Raw genomic sequence first — 6915 nt, 5'->3', positions numbered from 1 at the left:
CCGGTTGGTCCCTGGCCGCCGCGCTCAGCCTTGGCTGCCACTGCGGCCGGGCCTGCCTCCACGAGCTGGGGCCCTATGCCAGCCAGCTGCAGCTCCGCTGACCCTTTTTCTGCCCCCCCCTGGCACCGCCCTGATCAGTGGCTCGGGCACCTGTGGCATCGTGGGGCGCCCTCACGCCGCCTGAGATCGGATGTTGGTGCGGATCCGCCAGGAGCTTGCAGAGGCGGCACCACTGGCGGTGCTGGTGGGGGCCACGCTCGGTTATGGCCTCACCACCATGCTCGCGAGCGCCCTGGGCCAGAACAGCAGCCTCAGCATGGAGGCTCTGATGATCGGCACCCTGCAGATCTTCGGGCCGGTGGGTGTGAACCTGATCTGGATCAGTCGGTCGGCCCCGCTGCGGGTGGGCCTGGTGGCGCGACACCGCTGGCACCAGATGCAGCTGGGTGAACGGCCCGATGCCGGCGGCCCGCGCCTCTGGAGGGAACTGACTGCGGCGATGATCACGGCGGTGCTGCTACTGCCTTACTTCGTGGGCGCCATCCTGCTGGCCGGTGTGGTGGCCACACCCCGTCTCGATAACGCGGGGCAGCTGTGGGAGCTGATGGGACAGATCAGCCCGGGTGATCTGATGCAGACGCTGCTGCGCACGGCCCTGTTCGCCGCGGTGGCCGAAGCCCTCTGCCTGCGCAAGGGCCGCCGGCTGCAGACGTCTCTTGAGGAATTGCCCCGCCTGATCGCCGATGCGATTCCGGAGTGCTTTCTCGCGGTGATCGTCCTGGAGGCGGCCTGGCTCACCCTGATCGACCCGTTCCACGGAATCCTGCGATGACAGAGCTCCTTCCCGCCGGCCCAGGAGCGCCTTCCGGCCCCGGCCAGCTGCCGGCATGGCCGCCCCGCCGGCCGGTGGTCAGCCGCCTGAGCTGGCTGTTCATCATCGGCGCCCTGCTGATGGGCGGCTGGGTGGTGCGGGGCATGGTGATGGAGCAGCTCCGCTGGCGCAACAGCTTTGAAGCCCGGATGCGCACCCGCGACGCCACCGGCATCTGGCCAGGCGTGCATGTGACCCTCTCCGGCTATCGGATCGGTCGGGTGGATCGGGTCCAGCTCGGACCTGATGGTGTGGTGGCCGTGGATCTGCGCATCGTGGAGCGCTACCGCTCGCTGCTCGGTCCGCGTAGCCGCGCCTACGGCACCCGGCCCGGGGTGATCGGCGACAGTGAAATCGCCATTACGGCCGACCCCAGCCCACCGGGTTCTGCGTTGGCACGCACCGATCTTCTGATCCCTTACGACCCACCCACCGACGTGGCCGATCTTCTGCAGGAGCTGGCCCAGACCCGTCTGCAGCTGGATCGCACCCTGCAGAGCACGGTCAAGGTGGTCGAGAAAGACCTTCCCGGCGCCATCGGCCGCTTCAACGGCACCCTGGCCGACGTCAGCCGCCTGGCCGGCACCCTCAACCGCGAGACCGGCAGCACGGCAGCCGTGACCCGCGACACCCTGCGCGCCTACCAGCGAACGGGCGCGGAGGTGGGCCAGACCTCCACCCGGGTGGATGCTGTGCTGCAGAAGACCACACCGGAATTGGTGGGAGCGCTGCGCGAAATCCGCCGCTTCACCGCCGGCACCAATCGCCTGCTGGAAATGTTCGCCGCTCCCCTGCTGGTCGACCCTCCCACCGAACAGGAACCGGCCAGTCCTCTGGCCAGTCCCTCAAGCAAGGCGAATCCATCTGAAAGAACAGCCAACTGAGGCTGCAGCCGATTGGGGATGCATGGGAAGATCTCCGGATTCACGCGGGAGTCAGCCTTGAATGACATGCACGCAACTGGCTCCAGCGCAGCAACAATGGGCCTGCAGGCTGCAGAGTCTGGGACTGGCGGACGGGAACCGTTGCTGAACAGAATGGCTCCCATGCTGGCCACGGCCCTCGCCCTTCTCCTGAGTCCCGCGGCAACGGCCGAGGCCGCCGACAACGAATTCCTGGTGCGCCAGGCCGTGGACTTCTACTGCGGCAGCATGAAGAGCGAAAATCCCGGCCGGATGACTGATTACGACCGAGGGCTCTACGAAGGCATGGCGATCGGATTCATCTTCGGCCAGTACCCCAAGCAGGCTGATTTTGTCGAAAAGCTGGGGGAAGATCGCTTCAACGGACTCTTCTACGGCGGCATTCGCAAGCAGTGTCCTTCCAAATCATTCGACTGAGACTCATCGCACCAAAGTTGATGACCTACAAAGTCACTGGCCTAATGGTCGGCAGACTGTGATCACTTGCTTGAACTGTATCAATGTCATCCGATAGCTGTTCAACGTGAGCGAATTCGCACAGCGGCGGTTCAGCCGATGTAAATCTGCATGACAGGTCAGCCTGGTCTGTTGCATTGGCGACCGAAGTGCGATGGGGTCCTGACTGGTGATGGAGCAGACCTCCCCAGACTTTTCCATGGATTCCCCCACTGCGCTTGCAGCCGTTGCCCTGGCTGCTGTCTCATGGGACGGTAGTCTCACGCGAGCCGGCACCCGTTCTCTACGCCACCTGCTGGATTACCGAGCTCCTTACAACCAGCGCAGCGAAGCCCAGATGATCGCGCTGATGGATGACCTTCTAGCCGAATTACGTCGGCTCGGAGCTGAAGGACTGATGGAGCGGGCAGCCAGCGTTCTCGACCCGCGACAACGGCACACCGCCTATGCCATGGCTGCAGAGATCATGCGCTCTGATGGACCACTGCTCGAACAGGAGCAGCTGATCCTTGAGCATCTTGCCGAAACGCTCAGCCTTGACCTTCTCGAAACAGCCAAGGTATTGGAGGTGATGGATATCCTTCATGCTGCCTTGGACGATCCGAATTGGTTAACGCCAACCGACGGGACCCTGCGCACAACAGACAAGCCCGTTGCAACGGTGGCCGTCTGAAACTCTGAATCACGGACTGCGATCCATCACGACGGTCCGCAGCCGCAATGTCATACCCCCACTTCTCTTTCACCTGCTTCCCCTTTGCGATTATTCTCCCTTAATCTGTGTTCGTAAGCATCACTGGAACGATCAGTCGATCCTGAGGCCGCTACCGGGCACAGACACAGGGAGGCGAGAGGGACACAGCCGAGATCCCGAACAATCGCATCGTGTGACATTGGAGTCCACAAGGCTCGATGGGAATCGCTGTGATCAAGTCCTATGGCGAAAGGGAAAAAGCAAGGAGCTCTTAATATACCAAGCAAAGCTTGAACATTCAAGCCAAAGACATCATATAAGTAGGCTCCTCAACACTCTGTTGAATCCCGAAACGCCAATACAGAAACGGAGGGGGCGGGATTCGAACCCGCGGAGGCTTTCACCTCGCTGGTTTTCAAGACCAGAGCCATCAACCACTCGACCACCCCTCCTTGGGCCGCCGCGAGATGCGGACCAGCGTCCGCCGTACGAACGCCTCCCCATTATTCCATAGTCATTTCCCTCAACCGGCGGAACCGCCTTTGGCACCGTCACCTGCTGTTTCAGTCGCCATGGTTCCAAACGTCGGCCAAGCTCCAATTCCCTTACCATTCTTTAGGTCGTTTACTCAAACCCGCGGGTCACCTCCCCCGCCCAACTCGGAGCAGACATCTGTCGGAGCTTGATGGCCACCCAAAAGCATCTATCGATCCAGAAGACTTTCACCTTGATCGCGACGATCAACGGCGGCGTCTTGGCCTATTTGACCATATATAACTTCACTTTACTAAGAAGGGAAGCGGGAGCGCATTCATCGATCTACGTTTCGCTCCTCCTGACAATGATCTTGTCAGCACTTGCCATCATTTCCTATCGTATTATTTTTGCCAGAATCGTCTCGCCATTAGCACATCTTGTAGAAGAAACCCGCAAGATTGAAAGCAATACCAATGATGAAGTCTATCTCACCGTAAGAGGAAGGGACGAGGTCAGCCTCCTTGCTCACAGATTTAATATTTTACTATCAAAGATGCGTCAAGCCTTCAGCGAAATTGAGGCCTCCAACAAGAAGTTAGTCCATGCAAATTCTAAAATATCCGAGTCCCTCCGTTACGCAGGATTACTCCAACGCTCAATTCTGCCAGATCGACAATTTAGAGATGTTTTTGGCGACGAGCATTTCATCCTTTGGCAGCCTCGTGACACCGTTGGTGGTGATTACTACATTCTCCACACCGAAGCCGATCGTACCCTGGTCGGAGTAGCTGATTGTGCCGGCCATGGCGTTCCAGGAGCCATGATGACGATGATGGCCAGGGCAGGGGTAGATCGCTCGGTACAAGATCTGGGAATCAGTTCGCCAGCGGCCTTGTTGATGGCAATTGATACATCAATGCGCAGCCTGCTGAGTGATGCCCAGCTGAGCCGAGCAATTGCCACTAGCATGGATATGGGTCTAGCCTTGATTGATTTTTCGAACGGCTTGATACGATTCGCAGGTGCCAAGATTTCACTCTATTGGAGTAATGGCACCAATGTGTACAAGCAGAAGGGTGACAATCGCGCCATCTGCGGTCGTCATCCTGGAAATTTTCAAGATCATGACATCAAGCTCATCCAGGGATTCACATACTATTTAACCACCGATGGATATCTAGATCAATCTGGAGGTGATCATGGCTTTGGGCTCGGCAGTGAACGTTTCTCCTCTTGGCTGCTCCAACATGCTGACAAGCCTCTAGAAGATCAACGCCATGCATTTTCTGAGAGCTTAGCCAATTTTCGAGGAAATCTTCCCCAAAGAGACGATGTTACCGTCTTGTCGTTCCGCCTGCCATAGAGTTTAATGTTCATTTGCTTCTGTGCTTTTTGCTTATTTATTCATGACTTGGAAGCGTCAAGCCCAGTCGCTCCATATCTGCAGCAGAATCTGAATCTACCATGACCATCTCCATTCACAATCTATCAACGTTACGCCATTATTTTAGCAGTGAACGCATTTTCATTTGCTTTAATGGCCCTATTTCGCGTAGCCTTATCGGGGAAATTGGCCTCGCGTTAAAAAATCATATCGAATCGATACAGACTAGCCAAACGGCAGCAATTGATGTCTTCAGTGTGTACGTAGAAATGAGTCAAAACATCCGTCATTATATGAGTACGCGTCAATACAATGAAGAAGATGCTTCAGCCACCGTGGTCATTGCCGCAACGGATGAATCGCATTATTCTGTTTCGGCTGGCAACGTCATTGAGCGTGCCGATGGGAACAAACTGTTGGAGCGGATCCAAAAGCTTGCCTCACTTGATAAGATAGAGTTGAAAGCGCTCTACAAACAACAATTGCGCCAGCCACGCAAGGAAGACTCTGTCACCGGTGCGGGCCTTGGCTTGATTCAAATCTCCAGGATCGCCTCCCGCCCCTTGGAAGCTACCCTTGACTTGCTGGACGACGGACGAGCTTTCTTCACTATCCGCGCCATTATCTGAGTGCCTATGAATTCTCCTACCGGCTTGAACATCAGCCTTCCCGCCAGCCAGTCAACGCCTGCGATCAACGCTGATTGGAACGCAGGGCTCCTGGTTATGACCGGCGAATCCTATCCAGAAAATACGTACGAACTGTTTGCCCAAGTGATCTCTTGGGTGGAGCAATATTTACAAATAATATCAGCGCCGCTCAGAGTCGACCTCAAGCTTAATTATCTAAACACAAGTAGCATACGCGCAATGATTGATATCTTTGATCTTCTTCAGAGAAGTTACGACGAAGGAGGTGATGTTTCTGTTCATTGGCTTTATGACAGTCGCAATCCCCGATCAGCAGAACTAGGAGAAGAATTCAAAGAAGATTATTCTTTTCCCTTTGAGATTCTTTTGACCACAGAGAGCTGATTACCATGGTTCGCAAGGAGGTTGATGAACTTGAGCTGTTGATACAACAGCTCTTGGATGATGAATCGCATCATGGCCATCCCTTGCATGCCGCCCTGGAGCAGCTTTGGCAACGTATGGCCATGCAGTTAGCGAAGCTTGAGCACGTCACTGCATCTGATAACAGCCATTCAGCCGCTTCTTCAGAAGAGCTGAGTCTGATGCATCGCTATGACAAGCAGCTGCGCCGGCTGGAACGTGTGATCAAGATTTCGGATCGCTACCAAGCCATGCTGAAGGATATGAATGTAAGCCTAAAGGAAGCTGCAACCCACGATCAACTCACAGGCATCCCCAACCGCCGTTTAATGGCAGACCGCTGTCGAGATGAGGATGAGCGTGCATCCAGGCATGGCACCACCTACTGTATGGCCATATTTGATGCTGATTTCTTCAAGGCAGTAAATGACACCTATGGACACGATATAGGAGATCAGGTGCTGATTAAGCTGGCTTCAACCTTGCGACGGAGTATGCGTGAATATGATCTTTGCGCGCGTTGGGGCGGCGAAGAATTTCTCGCACTTTTTGTTGGGAGTACAGCCACGCAAAGTCAAGAGATAGTCGATCGAATCTTACTAGAAGTCCGAAATCTAAGCATACCCACCGATGGGCATGAACTTCGGGTCACGATGAGCGTCGGGCTAGCAGAACACGAACCCGGCGAAACTTATATTGAAACATTCACAAGGGCCGATACCGCTCTATACGAAGCCAAGCAAACTGGCCGAAACCGATGTGTTTTTCATCGCTTTGAGGCATCATAACGAGAAAAGACAAGTAGGGTGATAAATTAATTCATTGGCCGGAAAGAGATTGATCTTAGATGGCCATCTCCTTTGAGACAGCTATTCCTATAGACCCATGGCTCCTAAAGGTTCGGGCACACCATGAGCCAAATGGCTAGGATGGGACTCCTGAAAAATCCAGATCCATTGCGCCGCAGCTGGTCTCAAGCATGAGAAACCGCTAAAGTAGCCGTGAATCAGGCAATCCGTGATTGCCTTTACTCCTGATCGCTCCATATGTACCGGAGG

The 6915-nt window shown here is 55.5% G+C and carries 8 protein-coding genes and 1 tRNA gene; 8 read left to right on the top strand and 1 reads right to left on the bottom strand.

What is annotated here, in order from left to right; genetic code table 11:
- Window positions 1-190 precede the first annotated feature (190 nt).
- The 4 genes from VB716_RS05525 to VB716_RS05510 all read left to right on the top strand — a co-directional run bounded on the left by VB716_RS05525 (window position 191) and on the right by VB716_RS05510 (window position 2923).
- A complete protein-coding gene (locus tag VB716_RS05525) occupies window positions 191-832 on the top strand; it encodes an ABC transporter permease (RefSeq protein WP_197170481.1) in 642 nt (213 codons plus the stop codon).
- A complete protein-coding gene (locus tag VB716_RS05520; protein ID WP_322758565.1) occupies window positions 829-1755 on the top strand; it encodes an MlaD family protein in 927 nt (308 codons plus the stop codon). Before VB716_RS05525 ends, VB716_RS05520 begins: the two co-directional genes overlap by 4 nt.
- 162 nt (window positions 1756-1917) lie before the next feature.
- On the top strand, window positions 1918-2211 hold the full coding sequence (locus tag VB716_RS05515; RefSeq protein ID WP_197156462.1) for a hypothetical protein: 294 nt from the start codon (window positions 1918-1920) through the stop codon (window positions 2209-2211).
- A 238-nt stretch (window positions 2212-2449) separates the two neighbouring features.
- Window positions 2450-2923: a tellurite resistance TerB family protein gene (locus VB716_RS05510; protein ID WP_323269962.1), complete on the top strand. Its 474-nt coding sequence runs from the start codon at window positions 2450-2452 to the stop codon at window positions 2921-2923.
- 388 nt (window positions 2924-3311) lie between these two features.
- Here the strand turns inward: VB716_RS05510 and VB716_RS05505 are convergent.
- Window positions 3312-3396 (bottom strand) — tRNA-Ser (locus VB716_RS05505).
- Between the two features lie 233 nt (window positions 3397-3629).
- Between VB716_RS05505 and VB716_RS05500 the strand changes: the two genes are divergently transcribed.
- The 4 genes from VB716_RS05500 to siaD all read left to right on the top strand — a co-directional run bounded on the left by VB716_RS05500 (window position 3630) and on the right by siaD (window position 6645).
- Window positions 3630-4784: a SpoIIE family protein phosphatase gene (locus VB716_RS05500; protein ID WP_323269961.1), complete on the top strand. Its 1155-nt coding sequence runs from the start codon at window positions 3630-3632 to the stop codon at window positions 4782-4784.
- Window positions 4785-4885: 101 nt separating this feature from the next.
- Complete coding sequence (gene siaB / locus VB716_RS05495) at window positions 4886-5434, top strand: biofilm regulation protein kinase SiaB (RefSeq protein WP_323269960.1); 549 nt, start codon at window positions 4886-4888, stop codon at window positions 5432-5434.
- Window positions 5435-5440: 6 nt separating this feature from the next.
- Window positions 5441-5839 carry a biofilm regulation phosphoprotein SiaC gene (gene siaC / locus VB716_RS05490; protein ID WP_323269959.1) on the top strand — a complete coding sequence of 133 codons (399 nt, stop codon included), beginning with the start codon at window positions 5441-5443 and terminating at the stop codon, window positions 5837-5839.
- A gap of 5 nt (window positions 5840-5844) precedes the next feature.
- Window positions 5845-6645, top strand: coding sequence for a biofilm regulation diguanylate cyclase SiaD (gene siaD / locus VB716_RS05485; RefSeq protein WP_323269958.1), 801 nt, complete (start codon window positions 5845-5847; stop codon window positions 6643-6645).
- Window positions 6646-6915 lie beyond the last annotated feature (270 nt).

The sequence above is a fragment of the Synechococcus sp. CCY9201 genome (genome assembly GCF_034931105.1).
GTDB lineage: Bacteria > Cyanobacteriota > Cyanobacteriia > PCC-6307 > Cyanobiaceae > CBW1002.
Note: the sequence above shows the minus strand (reverse complement) of the source record. Positions and strands in the feature narration are given on the sequence as shown.

What these genes read in the sequence shown, in the direction of transcription:
- VB716_RS05525 (WP_197170481.1), top strand. Translation starts at nt 191, where the DNA reads ATGTTGGTGCGGATCCGCCAGGAGCTTGCAGAGGCGGCACCACTGGCG.
- VB716_RS05510 (WP_323269962.1), top strand. Translation starts at nt 2,450, where the DNA reads ATGGATTCCCCCACTGCGCTTGCAGCCGTTGCCCTGGCTGCTGTCTCA.
- siaB (WP_323269960.1), top strand. Translation starts at nt 4,886, where the DNA reads ATGACCATCTCCATTCACAATCTATCAACGTTACGCCATTATTTTAGC.
- VB716_RS05500 (WP_323269961.1), top strand. Translation starts at nt 3,630, where the DNA reads ATGGCCACCCAAAAGCATCTATCGATCCAGAAGACTTTCACCTTGATC.
- VB716_RS05520 (WP_322758565.1), top strand. Translation starts at nt 829, where the DNA reads ATGACAGAGCTCCTTCCCGCCGGCCCAGGAGCGCCTTCCGGCCCCGGC.
- siaD (WP_323269958.1), top strand. Translation starts at nt 5,845, where the DNA reads ATGGTTCGCAAGGAGGTTGATGAACTTGAGCTGTTGATACAACAGCTC.
- VB716_RS05515 (WP_197156462.1), top strand. Translation starts at nt 1,918, where the DNA reads ATGCTGGCCACGGCCCTCGCCCTTCTCCTGAGTCCCGCGGCAACGGCC.
- siaC (WP_323269959.1), top strand. Translation starts at nt 5,441, where the DNA reads ATGAATTCTCCTACCGGCTTGAACATCAGCCTTCCCGCCAGCCAGTCA.